At 48.5% G+C, this 19,928-nt stretch carries 12 protein-coding genes; 7 read left to right on the forward strand and 5 right to left on the reverse strand.

The window, feature by feature from the left end:
* The first annotated feature begins 24 nt into the window (after positions 1–24).
* Positions 25–567, forward strand: a complete 543-nt coding sequence (locus FSB84_RS05025) for an RNA polymerase sigma factor (RefSeq protein ID WP_127128352.1) — start codon at positions 25–27, stop codon at positions 565–567.
* A 5-nt stretch (positions 568–572) separates the two neighbouring features.
* Positions 573–2,084, forward strand: a complete 1,512-nt coding sequence (locus tag FSB84_RS05030) for a porin family protein (RefSeq protein ID WP_130542603.1) — start codon at positions 573–575, stop codon at positions 2,082–2,084.
* Here the strand turns inward: FSB84_RS05030 and mutL are convergent.
* Positions 2,070–4,028, reverse strand: coding sequence for a DNA mismatch repair endonuclease MutL (gene mutL, locus FSB84_RS05035; RefSeq protein WP_130542602.1), 1,959 nt, complete (start codon positions 4,026–4,028; stop codon positions 2,070–2,072). The genes FSB84_RS05030 and mutL overlap by 15 nt on opposite strands.
* Positions 4,029–4,165: 137 nt before the next feature.
* On the opposite strand from mutL, the gene FSB84_RS05040 reads away from it, so the two are divergent.
* Both FSB84_RS05040 and FSB84_RS05045 read left to right on the forward strand, forming a co-directional pair.
* The gene (locus FSB84_RS05040; RefSeq protein ID WP_130542601.1) at positions 4,166–7,078 is read left to right on the forward strand and encodes a glycoside hydrolase family 3 N-terminal domain-containing protein; all 2,913 of its coding nucleotides are present in this window, start codon (positions 4,166–4,168) and stop codon (positions 7,076–7,078) included.
* Positions 7,079–7,535: 457 nt separating this feature from the next.
* Positions 7,536–9,392 (forward strand): 2-oxoacid:acceptor oxidoreductase subunit alpha, encoded by a 1,857-nt coding sequence (locus FSB84_RS05045; RefSeq protein ID WP_130542600.1) that lies wholly within the window; start codon positions 7,536–7,538, stop codon positions 9,390–9,392.
* Positions 9,393–9,407: 15 nt separating this feature from the next.
* Here FSB84_RS05045 and FSB84_RS05050 read toward each other — a convergent pair whose 3' ends face one another.
* Positions 9,408–10,727, reverse strand: a complete 1,320-nt coding sequence (locus tag FSB84_RS05050; RefSeq protein ID WP_130542599.1) for a Pycsar system effector family protein — start codon at positions 10,725–10,727, stop codon at positions 9,408–9,410.
* A gap of 102 nt (positions 10,728–10,829) precedes the next feature.
* On the opposite strand from FSB84_RS05050, the gene FSB84_RS05055 reads away from it, so the two are divergent.
* The 3 genes from FSB84_RS05055 to FSB84_RS05065 are packed head-to-tail and all read left to right on the forward strand — an operon-like array spanning position 10,830 to position 15,897.
* A complete protein-coding gene (locus FSB84_RS05055) occupies positions 10,830–11,663 on the forward strand; it encodes a hypothetical protein (RefSeq protein WP_130542598.1) in 834 nt (277 codons plus the stop codon).
* A gap of 15 nt (positions 11,664–11,678) precedes the next feature.
* Complete coding sequence (locus FSB84_RS05060; protein WP_130542597.1) at positions 11,679–15,320, forward strand: BamA/TamA family outer membrane protein; 3,642 nt, start codon at positions 11,679–11,681, stop codon at positions 15,318–15,320.
* Positions 15,321–15,378: 58 nt separating this feature from the next.
* A complete protein-coding gene (locus tag FSB84_RS05065; protein WP_158643784.1) occupies positions 15,379–15,897 on the forward strand; it encodes a DUF4251 domain-containing protein in 519 nt (172 codons plus the stop codon).
* Between the two features lie 75 nt (positions 15,898–15,972).
* Here FSB84_RS05065 and FSB84_RS05070 read toward each other — a convergent pair whose 3' ends face one another.
* The 3 genes from FSB84_RS05070 to FSB84_RS05080 all read right to left on the reverse strand — a co-directional run bounded on the left by FSB84_RS05070 (position 15,973) and on the right by FSB84_RS05080 (position 19,765).
* A complete protein-coding gene (locus tag FSB84_RS05070; RefSeq protein ID WP_130542595.1) occupies positions 15,973–18,378 on the reverse strand; it encodes a hypothetical protein in 2,406 nt (801 codons plus the stop codon).
* Positions 18,379–18,678: 300 nt separating this feature from the next.
* Positions 18,679–19,434, reverse strand: a complete 756-nt coding sequence (gene nth, locus FSB84_RS05075) for an endonuclease III (RefSeq protein WP_130542594.1) — start codon at positions 19,432–19,434, stop codon at positions 18,679–18,681.
* A gap of 91 nt (positions 19,435–19,525) precedes the next feature.
* Positions 19,526–19,765 (reverse strand): anti-sigma factor, encoded by a 240-nt coding sequence (locus FSB84_RS05080; protein WP_130542593.1) that lies wholly within the window; start codon positions 19,763–19,765, stop codon positions 19,526–19,528.
* Positions 19,766–19,928 lie beyond the last annotated feature (163 nt).

Raw genomic sequence — 19,928 nt, forward strand, 5'->3', positions numbered from 1 at the left:
GTGAACCACTTAATACAAGGATGTTTGGCAGGTAGTCTTGCCGATATGGAGATGATCACCGGCTGTATCAACAACGACCGGCGGTGCCAGGAACAGTTGTACAAACAGTTCTACGGGCCGATGGTATCTATTTGCATGCGGTATACCCGCAATCACGACGATGCCATTGAAGTGTTGCACAACGGATTTCTAAAAGTGTATAAACATATTCACACCTTCAACGCAGAGCGTGCATCGCTCTATACCTGGATCAGGACCATCGTTGTGAATTCAGCTATCGACTTCCTCCGTCAGCGGGAAAAATTCTATAGCGACATCGAATTGGAAAAAGCCTCTGAGCCCGCCATCGACGACGATGCCGTGCAAAGGATGTCCGCCACAGAATTACTGAAACTGGTTCAAAGGCTATCGCCCGCCACCAGAACGGTTTTCAACCTGTACGTCATCGAAGGATACAATCACAGAGAAATAGGAGAATTACTGGGCATCAGTGAAGGCACCAGCAAATGGCACCTCAGTGAAGCCCGCAAACAATTACAAAAACTATTACAAACCTTGCAAGTGTAAACGTAATGAACGAGAGACAACCATACGAACAACACTTGGCAGACAAAATGCAACAGCTTCCTCCTCCCCTGGAGCCTGATAAGGCATGGGAAAAGATGAAGATCTTGCTCGACAAGGAACTTCCCCGCGGCAACGGAGCCGGCGGCAATGGCCGCTGGTGGATCATCGGGATGATCGCGGGCATCCTCTTCATCGGAACCTGGATCTTGTATCAACCGGATCCTGAAAAGATCACTGCTGCAAAAAAACCGACTGCTGTTGAATCGCTGCCCAATGCTTCCCAACAAAACCAGGAAAGCATCACCAAACTGCCACCAGTACAACATCCGCCTGGAGCTACCAAAGAAGCACCCACACGGAACCAAAAGAACAGCAAAGCCAATGCCGATGCAGCACGCACGGACCAGGCCATCGTAGCTGCCAAAAAGCAGGTCATCAGAGATGACCAGTCGCAAACCGATGAAGATATTGGAACCAGCATCCAATCCGTTCATCCCATTCCCCAAAACAATAAACTCCCTGCCTATACCGAAAACTCTACTCATCCTTCAAAATCGATAAAAGAAAACAACAGCAACACAGACCTGCCCGCTTCTAACGTTGATATAAAACCGAAGTCAGACGCAGACCTGATAAAATCTTCCAACAGCGATTCAGAGCTTAACGGTTCAATGCCGGCTGACATCGTTACAAACCCTTTCCTGATCGAAACCAATCAACTGTTGCCAGGCCAGGAAATGAGCGCCCGCAAGTCTTTCAGCCACCAGCAACTGGCAGTGAAATACAAAGCGCCCAAAAAGATCAACCGGAAATCAGATAAACAGGATCGTGCATTTGCCTTCGGGTTCTCATTGCCCCTGGCATTTCCCGTGGCAGATCAAAAAGCCCTGGGCTATAATTTCCGTGGTGGCTCCAACACCGTGTCGGATTATATCCCCTCGCCGCATGTGCAATACCATCTCAACAGGAAAACCTTCTTTCAAACGGAAATACAGGTTGTGGCCCCGCAATACATCAGACCAATACTGATGTACCAGCAAAAGACCATGACCAATCCCAATACATGGATGTACAATTCCGTGTATGCAAGGAAGCTCTATTACTTCAACCTGCCGGTTTCAGTTTATCACAGCCCCATGCCCAATTTCTTCCTGGGAACCGGACTGCAGTTCTCATCACTGATGAGCGGGGTGGCAATGTATGAAGACAAAAAAGTGTATGGTAACCAGGAAACCATCCTGAATCAACAATTCAACCGCATCAGTCATGATTCCCTCACCAACCGGATGAGCAATTCAGAAATTCGCTTACTCTTAGACGTTAATTATTACTGGCAGCGCTTCACAGTAGGTCTTCGTTACAACCAGGCTTTTGGCAATTATGCCAGCTTCCGGCTCAACAATACCACCGGCTACACATACGATAAGAACAAGGCATTGTTCTTCTATCTCAGGTATAATATCTGGGAAGACAAGAAACGCAACGCACCCGCGCGCTCTATGTTAACGCTTAAATAACTGTTCCAGGTAATCCTTCTTGAACTCGATGTAGGTAGGGCTTCCACCTGCCGTTACATTGTGTTGCCTGCATTGGAAGAGATCGGTTACCAGTGTGCGCATCTCGCGCTCTGCCAATGCTGTTCCTGGCTTGACAGCTTGTTGCCAGCTCAATGAACGGATCAGTTTTTCGCGTCTGGAGAATTTGAGATCAGCACTGAAATGTTTGAACTGTTCCAGTAATTGCTCGATTACCACTTTCTCATTACCGGCTTCCAGGTCGGCAGGCGTTCCATTGATCAGAAATCCCTGCTTTCCGGCAGGCTCGATGAGATAGCCCAATATTTCCAGATCAGGCAGCAGATCGCTCATCAGGGCGGTATCCTGGGCAGATAGCTCAATTGTTTGCGGGAACAGGCTGCGTTGTGAAGCCATCGGCTTGCCGCTGGCCGCAGCTGCGAAGCGCTCATACAGCACACGCTCATGCGCCAGCTGCTGGTGTACTAAAATATATCCGCGATTGGTGGGAGCAACAATATAAGAGAAATGCAATTGCAGCATCGGCGCATCTTCCAGCACACGCATCTCCTGTTTCGGTTGTGCGCCATAGATAGCCAGCAACGGATCGGTCTCTTCTGAATATTCCTGAACAGGTTGTTTGGTCCTGATCTGGTCCAGCAATGATTCAAAAGGTTTCTCTTTGCCTTCCGTGCCGGGCAATGCACCGCCGGCAGCCAGTATGGCCGACTGTTCATCGGACTTGCTTTGCTGCGAAGGTTCATAGAACTCTTTCCAGTTCTTCAGTCCTGCATTCTTTTCCGAAGGAGGAATAGACCAGGCCTGATGTTTCTGCGTGAAATTCTGATAGAGCTGGGAAGATGCCGCGGCAGCCTGTTTATCTTCCGTGAATGGTTTGTTCAGCGCATCCAGTTGCTGGATATTGGGATCGAGATCGAATTCAAGTGTAGGCGTAATGCTGAACTGCGCCAGCGCATGTTTCACCGCCGCCTGCACAAAAGCATATACGATCTTCTCATCTTCGAACTTGATCTCCTGCTTGGTGGGATGCACGTTGATGTCTACCTGCGCAGGATCCAGATCGATGAATAACACATAGAGTGGAAAACTATCGGGTGCAATCAGATCCTGGTACGCACTCATGAGCGCGTGGTTCAGGTATGGACTGCGAATGAAGCGGTTGTTGACGAAGAAGTACTGATCACCTCTCGTTTTCTTGGCAGTATCCGGCTTACCAACAAATCCGTGGATATTGAGGTAATCCGTCTTCTCCTGCACTGTCACCAGTTTTGAATTGTAACTATTGCCGAATAATTGCACGATCCTCTGCTTCAATGTTCCTTTTTCGAGATGGAACATTTCGGTGCCGTTACTGGTAAGGGAGAAAAATAATTCAGGGAAGCTCAGCGCCACGCGAATGAACTCATCCACGATATGCCTGTTCTCGGCAGGATTGCTTTTCAGGAAATTCCTTCTCGCCGGAATATTGAAGAAAAGATTCTTCATGGCGATGCTGGTACCTACAGGACTTGCTACAGGTTCCTGCTTGATCACCGTACTGTTTTCTATTTCGATATAAGTACCCGCTTCATCGATCTCGCGGCGACTCTTCAGCACTACCTGCGCTACGGCCGCAATCGAAGCAAGCGCTTCACCGCGGAAGCCCATGGTACGGATATGAAAAAGATCATCGATATTCCTGATCTTGGAGGTGGCATGCCGCTCAAAACACATACGGGCGTCGGTTTCACTCATACCCTTGCCATTATCGATCACCTGGATCAGTTGTTTACCGGCATCCTGGATGATCAGACGGATCTCGGTTGCACCGGCATCAACAGCATTCTCCAGCAATTCCTTCACCGCACTGGCAGGGCGCTGGATCACTTCTCCCGCTGCAATCTGATTGGCTATATTGTCAGGTAATAATTGTATTATGTCAGGCAAAACCTACGCTCCCTTGTTTAATGTGCAAAAATAAGGGAATATTATGCCTACTATCAAATAGCTACCCGTTTGTGCGTTTTTCTACGTGAATTTGCAGGTTTATCCTTAATTTGTGCAATTAACTGCAAGATGTCATTATGAAGAAACTCCTACTATTATTATTGCTCGGCTCTACTGCCATTGCGCAGGCGCAGCGCCGTTCGCATCTCCCGGCAGACCAATGGGTAGACAGTGTTTTCAAATCACTCTCCAAAGAAGAGAAGATCACACAACTGATGAACATCAGAGTGTCTACCATCGGGCCCAATCGCACAGCATTGTTCCTGGACAAAGAAGTGGAAGAAGCAGTACGCAAGTACAATGTAGGAAGTCTTTGTCTGTTTCAGGGCGGGCCTATCAAACAGGCTCAGACCATCAATTATTACCAGTCTGTTGCAAAAACTCCGCTCCTCATCACCATCGATGGTGAAAATGGTGTTGGTATGCGCTTCGACAGTGTGATGGGACTTCCCCGTCAGATGATGCTCGGCGCAGCACATGATCCTGCACTGGCCTACCAGTACGGTCAGGTAGTGGCCGAACAATGCAAGCGCATAGGCATACAGGTGAATTATGCGCCTGTAGTAGACATCAATAACAATCCCGCCAATCCGGTGATCAACGACAGATCATTGGGAGAAGATAAATACAGGGTGGCCGAGTACGGCGTTCAGTACATGAAAGGTATGCAGGACAATGGTGTGATGGCCTGCGCCAAACACTTTCCCGGTCATGGTGATGTAGCAGTTGATTCTCACCACGATCTTCCTGTGATCAACAAAACCAGGGCAGAGCTGGATTCACTGGAGCTCTATCCATTCCGCGAGCTCATCAAAGCTGGTGTTGGCTCCGTGATGGTAGCCCATTTGCAGGTGAATTCCATCGACAATGGCGTCAATAGACCTACTTCCATTTCTTCCAAAGCCGTTACCAACCTGCTCAAAAAAGAGCTGGGCTTCACCGGCCTCACTTTCACCGATGCACTCGAAATGAAAGGTGTTGCAAAATTCTATCCCGATGGTGAAAACAGCCTCCAGAGCCTGATTGCAGGCAACGACATGCTTTGTCTTCCCGGCAATATCCCCGGCAGTATCGAAAAAGTGCTGAAAGCCATCCGCAAGAAAAAACTCAATTGGAAAGACATCGACGCACGCGTGAAGAAAGTACTGTATGCCAAATACCAGTACGGCCTCGCCAACCTGCAACCCATCGATATCAACAATATCACTGAAGACCTCAATAGCAAAGTGCCCATGATGCGCAGGATAATCGCTGAAAAAGCGATTACCCTTCTCCGCAATGATGAATATGGCATATTCCCGCTCACCAAAGGGAAACGCGTTGCCTATGTAGGTTTCGGTCTGGATAAAGACAATGCATTTGCAGCAGAAGTTCGCAAAAACTATGATGCGCAGGTTTTCTATTTCGATTACAATCTCGACAGCAGCCGAGTGGAGCCGATGCTTCAGTTGCTGAAGAATCGTTTCGATGTGGTAGTGCTCGGCCTGCACAATTACAACCGTTTCCCCGCCAACAATTTCGGCGTGAGCAATGCAGCCATGAACCTCATGAAGGGTCTGCAGCAACAACACAAGACCATTACCATGGCCTTCGGAAACCCTTACCTGATCAAGAATTTCTGTGATGCCAAAGTATTGCTGGCCTGTTACGAAGATGACGATATTACACAATCTGCCGGAGCAGACCTGCTGTATGGCAAGTTCTCCGCAAAAGGACAATTACCCGTCACCATCTGCGATGCCTTCAAATTTGGCGATGGCATCGTAGCACATAAAATATTGAAAGAGGCCGCGCCTGCTTCTCTCGGTTTCAACCAGGCCCGCATGACTGCTCAGATCGATAGCATCGTTACAGATGCCATCGCAAAAAATGCGATCCCCGGCGCAGTGGTACTGGTGGCAAAAGATGGAAAAGTGGTTTTCGATCGCGCATACGGTCATCTTACCTACGACAGCACCGAATCGATGTATCCCGAAACCATTTTCGATCTGGCCTCAATCACCAAGGTGATGGCCACTACCATTTCCGTAATGAAACTGGTAGACGAAGGCAAACTCGATATCAACAAAACCCTGGGCGATTATCTTCCCTGGGTGAAAGGTTCCGACAAAGAGAACCTGAAGCTCCGCGATGTGCTGTTGCACCAGGCCGGACTGAAATCCTTCATTCCTTTTTATCGTGGAACCCTCACCGGTACCGATGGCAGACCCAACTGGGCCTATTACTCCATGAAGCCCGATTCTCTGCACCAGGTACGCGTTGCCAATGGCCTCTACCTGCGCAATGATTATCCGGACACGATGTACAATATCATCGTAAAAAGTCAACTTGAACCCGGCAATCGCTATATCTACAGCGATAACGATTTCATCTTCCTCGGTAAAATAGTGGAAGCCATTTCCGGCATGCCGCTGGATCAATACGTGAAGAAAACCTTCTACGACAAACTGAACCTGGCCACTACCGGCTTCAAGCCCCGCGACCGTTTCCCGCTTAGCTATATTGCTCCCACCGAGAACGAAGCGCTGTTCCGTCGCCAGTTGATCCAGGGTGATGTACACGATCCGGGGGCTGCCATGTTCGGCGGCGTAGCTGGTCATGCCGGTCTTTTCAGCAATGCCTACGATCTCGCGGTGCTGGCACAAATGCTGCTCAATGGCGGAGTGATCGATGGCAAGAACTTCTTCAGCAAAGCCACGCTGGATGAGTTCACAGCTTACCAGAGCGATATCAGTCGTCGTGGTCTCGGATTCGACAAACCCGAGAAAGACAATGCAACGCGCAAGGAAGCCTATCCAACACTGAGCGCCTCACCGCTCACTTTCGGTCATACCGGTTTCACCGGCACCTGCATCTGGATGGATCCCAAGTACAACCTCACGTACATCTTCCTTTCCAATCGTGTGAACAGCACCGAGCCCAACAAATTCGGCAACCTGAGCGTACGCCCCAAAGTACACGAGGCCATTTACCAGGCTTTGCTCCATTGACAACAACAGTAAAGCACAGCCGAAAAGCCCAATCAAAAGAGAATCAAGAAAAGTGGAAAAAGGAAAAATAGAATTCAACAAATCATAAAATAAAAATGGTCACCCGCCCCGGCGACCATTTTTATTTAGCACAAGCACCCCTCGCCAGCCATTCATAACCCCTGACGCACCCTCACCCTCCTCTCCCCCACTCAGCGTGTTGAGCAAATGGGGGCATGAGTAACACAGGCCTTCGAAACAAAAGCTCCACAGCCCATCTCATTCCCCACAGCCCCATCCCCCGAACCCCAGGCCCAATCAAACCTAAAAAAGCGCCGGTTTGTTTCGTCAGCCAGTGTTACTCATGACCCCATTTGCGGAATCCCCCTCAATACATTAACAATTGTTATTTTTCCGCTTTGCGAAACACGCCCAACCCCCAACTTTAGTTAATTTTGCCGTTTACAAAACTTCCCCAATGAGCAGAAAAGAAGAAGTGCTGCAGGATGTTGTCATAAAATTTGCCGGAGATTCCGGTGATGGTATGCAATTAACTGGCAGTCAATTCACTAACAATACAGCCCTGCTGGGTATCGACCTGGCTACCTTCCCCGACTTCCCGGCCGAGATCCGCGCACCCCAGGGAACTCTCCCCGGCGTGAGCGGTTACCAGCTCCGTTTCTCCAGCGACCGCGTGTTCACTCCCGGTGATGAATGTGATGTACTTGTAGCAATGAATGCAGCGGCCCTCAAAGCCAATCTGAGGGGTCTCAAGAAAGGCGGCAAGATCATCGCCAATACTGATGGCTTCGATACCAAGAATCTCCGTCTCGCCAATTATCCCGATGGCGTGAATCCACTGGATGACGACAGTCTCTCCAACTATGAAGTGTATCGCATGGACGTTACCAAAATGACACGCGAAGCACTCAAGGATATTCAGATGGGAACCAAAGAGAAAGACCGTGCCAAGAACATGTTCGTGCTCGGCTTCCTGTACTGGATGTATAACCGCGATATGGAAAACACCATCCAGTTCCTCACAGAAAAATTCGGAAAGAAACAGGAGATCCTCGATAGCAACGTGAGAGCATTGCAGGCCGGATACAATTTCGGAGACACTACTGAAACTTTCACTACCAGGTTCAAAGTGGAAAAAGCGAAAATGGAATCCGGTACTTACCGCTCCATCATGGGCAACCAGGCGCTCGCACTTGGACTGATCGCCGCTTCACAAAAAAGCGGACTGCCCATCTTCCTCGGAACTTATCCCATCACGCCCGCTTCTGATATCCTTCATGAGCTCAGCAAGCACAAGGCTTTTGGTGTAAGAACCTTCCAGGCGGAAGACGAGATCGCAGGTATCACATCCGCCATCGGCGCTTCCTACGGCGGATTGCTGGGCATTACCACTACTTCAGGTCCGGGTATGGCACTCAAAGGTGAAGCGATGGGACTGGCAGTGATGCTGGAAATTCCTTTGCTGGTCATAAACATTCAACGTGGTGGCCCATCAACCGGCCTGCCCACCAAAACAGAACAGAGCGATCTGCTGCAGGCATACTACGGTCGTAACGGCGAATGCCCCATGCCCATTATCTCTGCCAGCACACCTTCTGATTGTTTCGACGCAGCCTACGAAGCCGTTCGCATCGCTGTGCAGCATATGACGCCCGTGATCCTGCTGAGTGATGGCTATATCGCCAATGGCGCTGAGCCCTGGCGTTTCCCGCAATCAGATGATCTCGCTTCCATCGAAGTGAAGTTTAAAACAGAACTGGGAGAAGATGAAGAAAAATACCTTCCCTATCTCCGTGATGAAAAACTGGTCCGTCCCTGGGCTATCCCCGGAACACCAGGACTGGAGCACCGCATCGGTGGCCTGGAAAAACAGAACATCACCGGTAACGTTAGCTACGATCCCGAGAACCACCAGTTGATGGTGAAGATCAGGCAGGAAAAAGTAGATAAGATCGCAGATTATATTCCCGAGCAAACGCTGGACAGTGGCCCCGAAAAAGGGAAGGTGCTGATCCTCGGTTGGGGATCAACGTATGGTGCTATCAAGAGCGCAGTAGCAGAGTTACAGGCAGAAGGACATGCAGTAAGCCATGCACACCTGCGTTACATGCGTCCTTTCCCGAGAAACCTCGGAGCCATGCTGAAGAACTTCGATCATATCCTGATCCCCGAGATCAACAATGGTCAGCTCATCAAGATCATTCGCGATCAATTCCTCGTGGATGCCAAAGGATACAATAAGATCATGGGAGTACCCATCACCAAAACAGAACTGGTGATGAAACTTCACGAAATACTGGGAGGAGCGAACTAAGGTTCGCTCTTTTCTTTATGCTGCATTTGGATTCTGCTCGGAGAAGAGGAACACAATGGCAAAAGCCAGGATGGCGATCACCAGTCCGAACATAAATATATTGTAAGCGATGCGCAGGTACTTGTATTTGCGGGCCAGTACAACGCCGAGACTATAAATGTCCTTGATCATACTGCTATCGAGATAATCACGATCGGCCATCATTTGTTTCATCGCCCAATCATAATCCTTGAGTTCCATATTGAAGAAATTGCCGAAGAACAGCAGGTTCACTTTTTTATTCTCGATATCTTCCTGCGTGAATGTGCCGCGGTTCACATTGGGCCTTGTGGCCAGGATAGCGAATACCACTGCGCTGAGACATACTGCCAGCAGGATAATTGTGGGCACGATGAATTCTGGATAGAATTGCAGTTTACCCAACAGCACAGACACCATGATAGAGATCACGATGGTATTCACCGAGATCATGATATTAGCTTTGCTGTCGGCCATCTGGCTCAGGTTCACGTGATTCTCGCTCATGATGCGGAACATCGTGGCAATGCTTCTCTCCGTTCTTGCTGCTTTATCTTTTTCAAATTTTTCCTTGTCCCTTTCAAGCTTCTCTCTTTCTCTCACCAGTTTATCGTTTCCATTATTTTTTTCAACCGGCAATACAACGTTATTCTCCGGCGGGAGCCTGGTGTTCACCACCATCTTTTCCATCGAATCATTTCCCTCTTTTCCGTTTTTCTCGGCCTTCCGGATCAGCTCCAGCAAATGCTGTTGTTTCACTGGTTCAAGCACTGTCTTGCCATATTCAGTGAAGTAACGATGTTGTTGTAAAAAGAAGATATTCTTCTGGCGCCATTCTTTCTTGCCTAGTTTGTTATCGAATAGCAGATTGAGTTCCTGGCGAAGCAGTTTGTTCTTTTCCGGGAAGATGGGCATGCCCAGGTGCGAGAGGTCTGCATCGCAAAGGATCTGTTCCAGTAAGTTGGTAGGGCTTTGTGGCCATTTGGTGGCCATGATGGCATTGCTCACTTTGTCGATGGTCTGCTGGTCTATACCCCTGCTTTGCAGGAAATCAGAAGCAATATCACGGCTGACCTCTTCATGCCTTTTGGGTTGACCCGCTGAATAGCCGGTATCATGGAACCAGGCGGCCAGCAGCAGTGCAGGTTTTTCCTCCTCCGGAAGGCCCAGGTGAGTGGCCATCAGGTCGGAGGCTTCCACCACTTCCCTTGTATGGTCTATATTATGATAAACGAATGCAGGATTCACTTTGGTAGTGAAGATGCCCGTTACGTATTGCCTGGCTTCCTGTAATAATTGCTGCGCGGCTGATGTCATACCTTGAATGATTTCGACAGTCTAAATTAAGCAATAAAAGATTGTATATTTAAATATCGATTCCCTGCCCCAACTTTGTATCCCAATAAGTGTTGTTGTTTTATGAACAGAATCTTTACCTGTATCCTTTTCATATTGCTGATTGCCGGCTTTTCCGGATGTACCGGACAGGGTAAATCCTTTGTGCCCTCCATTCCCGGCTATGACGCCTCAAAGAAAACCACCCTGGTGCTGGACAAAGACCTGCTGGAGATCTCAGGCATGTTCTGGCTTCCCAATAATACCATTGCAGCCATCAACGATGAAGAAGGTAAAGTGTTCCTGGTTGACCCTGAAGACGGTGACCTCCAGGTGAGGAAGTTCGGTAAGAAAAGGGATTATGAAGACATCGTGAAGTTAGACACATTCTATTTTGTGCTCGAAAGCAATGGCAATATCCACCGGGTACCCGTAAACGTAAAACACGTGGAAGATGAATTCGAGTTCCATCGCAAGAAGAAGATCGAATTCGAAAGTCTTTATATCGATCCCAATAATCAGCTCATCCTGCTATCCAAAGAACAACGCGAATCCAAGAAAGGAGTGCTGGCCTATAGCTTCAACCCTGTTACCCTTCAATTTTCCGATACGCCCGTGTACACCATCAGATGGAAGGATATCCGCAATGAGCTCAAGAACAACAATGCAGAATTCAAACCATCGGCAGCCGCTATCCATCCAATAAAGCGTACCCTCTTCATTGTGGCAAGTGTTGGCAAAGCCATGCTGGAAACGAGTCTGGATGGGGACGTGATTGCTGCTTATCAACTTAACCCCGATCAGTTCCCTCAACCCGAAGGCCTCACATTCGCTCCGAATGGGGATATGTATATTTCGAATGAAGGAGTGGATGGAAAAGGAACGATATTGAAATTCCCGTATAGCCACCCGAAGTAACGTCAACATAATGCTATGAATAGGATCTATACCTGGCTGGTTTTATTGCTGCTCATCTCCACTGCGTCCGTATCGGCGCAGGATACACTTGCGCATCGCATCATCCTGGTGGGTGATGCAGGCAAACAGATCAATGGGCGTCACCCCGAACTGGAACTGATGAAGTCCCTCTTCAAGCCCGACGCCCGTACTACTTTGCTCTTCCTCGGCGACAATGTTTACCAGCACGGTCTCCCGGATTCCACGGCTTCCAATTACCCGGAGAAGAAAAAGATACTAGACGATCAGATCAACTCGGTAAAAGGCACTGAAGCACAGGCCTGGTTCATGCCCGGTAACCACGACTGGAACAAGGGCAAACGAAATGGATTCGCCCAGATCCTGCACCAGGCGCGTTATGTAGAGTCCTTGCAGATCCCCAATATTCATTTTGCACCGCCCGAAGGCTGCCCTGGCCCCGTGGAAGTAAAACTGACGGATGAGATCACCATGCTGATCATCGACAGCCAGTGGTGGTTCCAGCAGGAGGGACGCCCCGGCGAAACCTCCGACTGTGAATGCAAGACCAATGATGAGCTCACACTCGCCATCAAAGACGCACTCTATCGCAACCGCAATAAACTCGTGATCTTCGCTGCCCACCACCCTTTCAGAACACATGGCGAGCACGGCGGCTACTTCACCATCAAACAACATATCTTCCCGCTCACCGAGGTGAACGAGAACCTGTATATCCCTTTGCCTGTTATCGGTTCCATATACCCGTTATCCCGATCATGGTTCGGCAATATCCAGGATATGCCGCATCCCGTGTACAAGAAATATATTCAGTCGCTGGATACATTGCTCAACAAACACCCTTATTCCATCAGGGTTTCAGGGCATGAGCACACGCTGCAGTACATGACGGAAAATGGCCAGCAACATATTGTCAGCGGCGCCGGCTCCAAGCAAAGCCAGGTGAAATACGGAAAAGATACACGCTACGCCAATGAAGGTACCGGCTTCGGCGTACTGGATATTTCCACCAATGGAAGCATCACGCTCACTTTCTATTCTTCCCTGTCGAAAGAAGCCAATCATGTGTTGTATCAAACTTCATTGCCTGCTTTCAAATCTCCTGGTCTTGAAGAAAAAGCGATTGCCATTCCCAATCTGCCGGATTCATTCACAACTATAACAGCGCCTTATTATAAAGCCAATAGCTTCAAAAGATGGTTACTGGGTGATAATTACCGGAAAGAATGGACTACGCCAATTACGGTTCCCGTGTTCGATATGGGCAAGATCCGTGGTGGCCTCAAACCCACCAAACGCGGTGGTGGTATGCAGTCCCGCTCTCTCAGGCTGGAAGATGCTGAAGGACGTGAGTTCGTGTTGCGCAGCGTGGAGAAGTATCCCGACAAAACCCTGCCGGAAGAATTCAGACAAACATTCGTGAAAGATGCAGTGGTAGACGGCATTTCTGCCTCCTATCCATTTGCGGCATTGTCTATTCCGCCACTGGCCACAGCAGCAAAAGTGCCACATGCCAATCCCAAACTGGTATGGTTACCCGATGATCCACGCCTGCTTCAATTCAGGCAGGACTTTGGCAATGGCCTTTATCTTTTTGAAGAAAGAGAACCTCTCGATCTTCCAAAAACCTGGAGCACAGAAAAAGTGATCGAGAAGTTGCAGGAAGATAATGATAATAAGACCGATCAGAAAGCCGTCTTACGGGCACGCCTACTCGATCTGTTCATCATGGACTTTGACCGTCACGAAGACCAGTGGCGCTGGGGCGCTCCGGAAACAGAGAAAGGAAAAGGCAAGACCTATTTCCCGATCCCCCGTGACCGCGACCAGGCCTTCTTCACCAATGATGGCATTATTCCACGCCTTATCAGTCAGCCCTGGCTCATTCCGAAATTCCAGGGCTTCCGCGCAAAAGCAAGGAATATCAATACCTTCAACTTCAACGGAAGGTATTTCGATCGTTCCTTCCTCAACGATCTCAGTGAATCCGACTGGGCCGAAGGTGTAGACTCCTTCCTGCCGCTCATGACGGATTCCGCCATCCGCCTGGCTTTGCAGCAGCAACCTCATGAAATACAGAATGAGGCCGTTCCGCATATTATCAAAACCCTGCAGGAAAGGAGAGGTTTCCTGAAAGAAGAGGCATTGAAATATTATCGTTTCCTCTCCAAAGAAGTGGACGTAGCCGGTTCAGACAAACGTGAACTGTTCGAGATCACGCGCAATGAAGACGGCTCCGTGAAAGTGGTGGTGCGCAAGATCAATAAGGAAGGAGAAGAAACGAAAAAACTGTATAGTCGCACTTTCCGTTATGGCGTAACCAAAGAGATCCGTCTGTACGGAATGGGAGGTGAAGATAAATTCGTACTCAATGGGGATGGCCGCAAAAGCATTCTTGTACGTATCATCGGCGGAGCAGGAAAAGATACCATCGATAATTCGGCTACACATAGCAGTGGCGGTAAGACCCGTGTGTATGATCTCAGGTCCGAAGGCAATGTGATCACCGGCGAAGGCAAACAACTGAGGAAATTCTCTTCCGATCCCACCGTCAATGAGTATGACCGGAAAGCCTTCAAATACAATATCTGGGCGCCATTGGTCACAGCTGCCTTCAACCCGGATGATGGCGTTTTCCTTGGCGCAGGATTCAAGTACACCGGCAATAAATTTCGCCGCAGTCCTTCTGTGATCCATAAATTAGTGGTAAGTCATGCCCTCGCCACAGAAGCCTTCACCATCCGTTACAGCAGTGATTTCCGGAAAGTGATCGGCAAGACTGACCTCTTCGTATATGCGAATCTGAATGCCCCGGATTATGTGACCAACTTCTTTGGCCTGGGCAACGAAACCAATTACAACAAAGATGCACCCGGCAAGATCGATTACTATCGTGCCCGTTACAACAAGGGCGATATGGCGGTATTGCTGAAGCGCGAGCTCAGCAGCTGGCTCACCGTTGCCATCGGTCCATCTTTCCAGTATTTCCGTCCGGATGAAGACGAGAACCAGGGCAGGTTCCTTTCCAATTTCGCAGAGAACGGACTTGATCCGAAAACCCTGTTCACCGATAAATCCTACCTGGGTGGCCAGTTCAACATGAACATCGATACCCGCGACAATGAAGTGATGCCTTCACGTGGTACTTTCTGGCAATCATCTCTCAAAGTATTGCGCGGTCTCAACGATAATTCTGACTATCTCACACAGCTGAACTCGGATATGGCTTTGTATTTTCCATTGAGCAGTACAGCGGGCACAGTGATTGCAACCCGTTTCGGTGGAGGGGTCAATTTCGGTAAATATGAATTTTTCCAGGCTCAATATCTGGGCAACACAGAGAACCTGCGCGGCTTCAGAAAATTCCGTTTTGCCGGAAAATCGATGCTGTACAACAATACTGAATTGCGCATCAAGGTCACAGATTTCAGGACCTATCTGCTGCCCGGCGCTATCGGCATTGTTGCCTTCAACGATATCGGCCGCGTTTGGGTTGACAATGATAAGTCCAATGTCTGGCATCATGGTTATGGCGGAGGCATCTGGCTTGGTATTGTAAAAAGAATTGTGTTGACGGCCAGCCTCACTACGTCCAAAGAAAGTACCCTGCCCCTTTTAACGTTTGGTTATCAGTTCTGATTTTGACCTTAACATTTTCCTGCCGTCTAATAATGGCATCACAATTAAAATGTTAACCATGAGAATATTACAGAACCCGTTGAAAGCCTCTTTGTTAATGTTGCTCTTCGCAACTGCTTTTACAACAGTGGCCAGTGCACAAACAAAGCAGGAAAAAGAAGCAGCAAAAGCTGCTGAGGTACAGACTCTGGTTGATGGTCAACGTTATGTTTTCATCGCGCAAACAGTATTACCACAATCAGGCAGAACCAGACAGGTAACACCCGATTTCGATTTTACAGTAACGAAAGATACCATCACTTCTTACCTGCCTTATTTCGGAAGGGCCTTCCAGGCAACCAGGGCCACAGAAGGTGGCATCAAATTTGAATCTAAAGATTTTGAATACACGAAAACCGATGGCAAGAAAGGCGGATGGGATATCCTGATCAAGCCAAAGGACGTGAACGATATTCAATCTGTTCGACTGAGCATCACTGAAAGTGGTTATGCTTATCTGCAGGTGCAGAGCAATAACCGTCAGCCGATCTCCTACAACGGATATGTCACTGAAATAAAAACAAGAAAGAAAAAATAGAACGCATTTTTCCGAAAAAAGCAAAGGGCTATCCAATTGATTTGGGTAGCCCTTGTTTATTGAAATGGGGAATGATTATTTGTTTACGCCTGCCAGTTTTCTTCCTTCCTTTTCCTGATCACTGTCTTCTGATTCTACTTCCAGGTTCACACCAACTCTCAGCGCTTTCAATCCACTCACTCCCTGCAATTCTTCCAGTTCCAGTCTTTCCACCTCACCGCGGAGCAGTCCCTGGTTTTGAAGGTATTCGATATACTCCAGGTATTCGAATGCTTCCTGTTGCTGTGAATAAACGATGGCGATATATCCAGGCTTGGTCAGCCTTTCATTGGAATCTTTCAGGTGCACTTTATCGATCCTTTTCTTGATGATCTCGTAACGGATATTGTAAGCGCCGTCCACATCAAATTTGCGTTCTGCAGTACGGAAGCTGATAGAGATCGGATGGCTATGCGCCAGGATCAGCTGACTGGTCTGCAATGGCATGGCCAGTTGTTTCTCCAGCGAGTGCGTGAGCCTGGCTGCTTTGGCCAGTGTGCTCAGTTGCCAGATCTTGAGGTTGCGCAGGTAGAAGAAATCGAATTTCTTTTCCGGCGTGATAGATTGACCGATATAGATATTGAAGTCTACACCATCTGTTACGAACCTTTCAAAATAATGCGGGAAGATCTGTTGCGCCATTTTCTGTTCGTGATCGATGAAACGGGCAACTTCATTGTTTATTTGTGTAATGCTGTCTTCATATTTCTTTCTGTGATGGTACACCATTTCAACAGGTGAGTCCACCGCTTCAAAGTATTTGTTGATCGGTTTATTCAATGATGGCATGATGGTTTGCAGGTGTTTGAACAACTGCACCACTTCCACTTTCAGGAATTGCAGGATACTCAGCTCATCATCCGCGAACAGGATGTTAGACACGGAGTGAATGTATTTCCTGATCTTGAAATTGGTTTCATCCAGCAGGGGGAAAGGATGATCTTTCTTTGCTGCCAGTACGATATCATTCGCCTGGTTCAATTGTTCCAGGAGATCGAGCTGTATAGAGTGATTCCTTTCAACGGAGGAATTGCGGATATCGATGGCGCCATAAAGCGGATAAACATTTTCAAACACGATCGGTTCGATCTTCACTTCGCCATCTCCCTTATCCATTCCCGTTAGATAGTTGAGAGCAGCTTCAGTAAAGCGCCATTCAACAGCATCCTGCACGGCAGTGAACTGGTCCTTGATCACGCGGTCTACCTGGTGGTCCAGATTCTCCTGTGCCTTCTCCATCGCGATCTTGAAGAGCGGGATGGCAGGTTCTATTCTGAGTACATGTTCAGGCTGGAATTTTCCTTTTTCTTCCGTAACGATGATCAGCACGCCCATTACTTCCCTGCTATCGCTGAAGAGCGGGCAAATGATGGCGCTTCTCCATCCATACTCTGCCATGAAAGTAAGGAAGGGATAACGCATCACAGCCTCTTCAGTGATCTCGTTCACCAATAGTGGCTTCGGATTCTTCTCAAATGCGTTGGTCACGGCCTGGTAGAGATATTGCAATTTCTCAGGTGAAGGTTTGCGCTTCACCATCTGGTCCGTCATAGTGGTATAGAACTCGGAGAGCACCATATGGTTATTCACCTGGAAGAAAGGCTTCACGGCAGTTTTCACGCCGGGAACGCCCAGCAGGTTCTGCACCTGGTTCTGCAATTCGCCGAACAGATGTGTATCGGCAAAATTGTTCAGGTGAAGGAGTTTGTCGCGGATGATGTTCAGTACTTCTCTTTCTGTCACTTCCCAGATGCGGATGATCACCATGCCTTCGAACTCGAATTTATCGAGCGGCAGAGCGGTGCGCAGTCCGGGCACGTGATCGATACCGCCACCTGCTTTCACGCAGCCGAGCTGTACTTCATCGGGCAGCGGCGGTAATTCACCTCTAACACGAACATCGAGGAACCTGGTATCGATCTCCAGTTCCATGTAGCGGTCCAATCCGGTTTCCGGGCATTTGTAGGGCTCTACCATGCGCACGGTATCGGTCTTATCGATATCGTAAAGTCTGCTGAGGATGAATTGATACATGCAATCTTCCTTGCCTGACTGGGGCGATCCGCCGCCGCAGGCATCTGCTTCAGGAAGTGTGATATCATGACTATGCGGGTCCACGATAAAGAGCTCGCGGAACTTTGTTGATTCATAGAACATCTTCATCTGGAAGGGGAAGCCCGCTCCGAAAAGATCTTCTTTATCATTGAGGGTCACAGGAAAAACTGTGGCCATCATTTGTTCTATGAGTGTTTTGTGTTTGTCCAGAACAGACAGATCATCGATCCTGCCCAATAGTTCAGGGTATTGCCGAACTTTGTTCAGCAGATCCTGGTACAACTGGCGGGTTCCTTCCCTGCCCTCCCGGATCATCTTCTCCCACTCCCGGATAAGGGGGGCGAAACTCAGATATGAGTGCGGCGCCTGGGTAAAATTTGATTCCATTGATTGTCTGATTAATTACTGTTAATTACGCTAAAAAACTAAGTCCTCTCTAAGGGTAGACGGCTGGCTCGGTTGGATATTGTAAAATTACAATAATAACAGTGCGTCCACCAAAAAGTTGGCGGACTAAACCCCGGGTTTAACCGGTTTTTCTCCGGTTTTGACCGGTAGTACTGCCAGCGTTTCCAAAAACCCGTGAAAACCACGTCAAACGGGCCTTATACGCTACACGCAGAATACCGGTAACGGACCGGCAGTAACCAAAATGTTAGTGGTTGAACTTTAGAGAGAAATGTTTACTCAGTTCTTTGCCGCTTTCTTCACGGGGGCTTTCTTCTTTGGCGCCGATGCCTTTACTTCCTTTGCAGGCGCTGCAGATTGCCTGCGTTTTTCATTCAGCGCTTTGATCTCTTCTTTCATAACCACGTTCTGATAATACTTGCAGGCCGGTTTCAATCCGCATTCGGAGCATTTGGGATTTCGGGCCACGCAGATATAACGTCCATGAAGAATGAGCCAGTGATGCGCGATATGCACCAGATCCTCCGGAATGAATTGCAGTAATTGTTTTTCCGTTGCCAGTGGAGTGGTGGCTTTAACGGTGAGGCCTATGCGCGCAGATACGCGGAATACATGTGTGTCCACGGCCATGTTCGGTTGTTTGTCGATCACAGACGTAATCACATTGGCCGTCTTTCGGCCAACGCCGGGAAGCTGTACCAGCTCTTCAACAGTATGCGGGATCTCACCACCGAACTCCTTCTCTACCATTTGGGCCATCCCAATGAGGTGTTTGGTCTTATTGTTCGGATAGGAGATGCTCCTGATGAACGGGAACAGCTTATCAAACGTGGCTTTGGCCAGATGTTTCGTATCCGGGTAATGCTCAAATATTGCCGGCGTGGTCATGTTCACGCGCTTGTCTGTGCATTGAGCAGACAGGATCACCGCTACCAGTAACTGGTAGGGATTATCGTACAGCAATTCAGTTTCCGCATTGGGTGCGTGCTCCTGAAAATAATGGATTACAAAGTCGAAACGTTCTTTTCTAGTCATCGGTAGCTGGTGATGACTGCGAATTTACGGGAGAAGGGTTATTCACCGAACAACCTGACTATCAAATCAGGCATTCAGCCGGGGGATTGGATTAGTGTTGCACTGATTCAGTGGCCGTTTGGCGGGCATAGTTGAGTACATTCAGTACTGCCTCATGCCTGGGTGATTCTACCAGGGCATTGAGCGTTTTCCTGGATGCTTTCAGCACTTCCAGCTTTTCACGAAGGGTCCAGTCTTCCTGTAAAGCGGCCTCTATCGCTGCGGTTTTCTCGGGGGAAGTTTCATTATACAAATACTGTACGAGTTCCTCTGGTGTAAAGAGAACTGTCATAGGCAATCCTTTTTGTCCTTGAATAAATAGTTCCGAAGAGTCAATTCGGATGTCCGTCCGTGATTAATAAACGTGGGTTGGTTCCTCTTTATTGTACAAAGGTATTGGAAATATAATATGCAGGAACAGGGGGCTGGCAAGGTAAACCATAACCACCACCGGT

This window comes from Pseudobacter ginsenosidimutans (assembly GCF_007970185.1).
GTDB classification, from domain to species: domain Bacteria; phylum Bacteroidota; class Bacteroidia; order Chitinophagales; family Chitinophagaceae; genus Pseudobacter; species Pseudobacter ginsenosidimutans.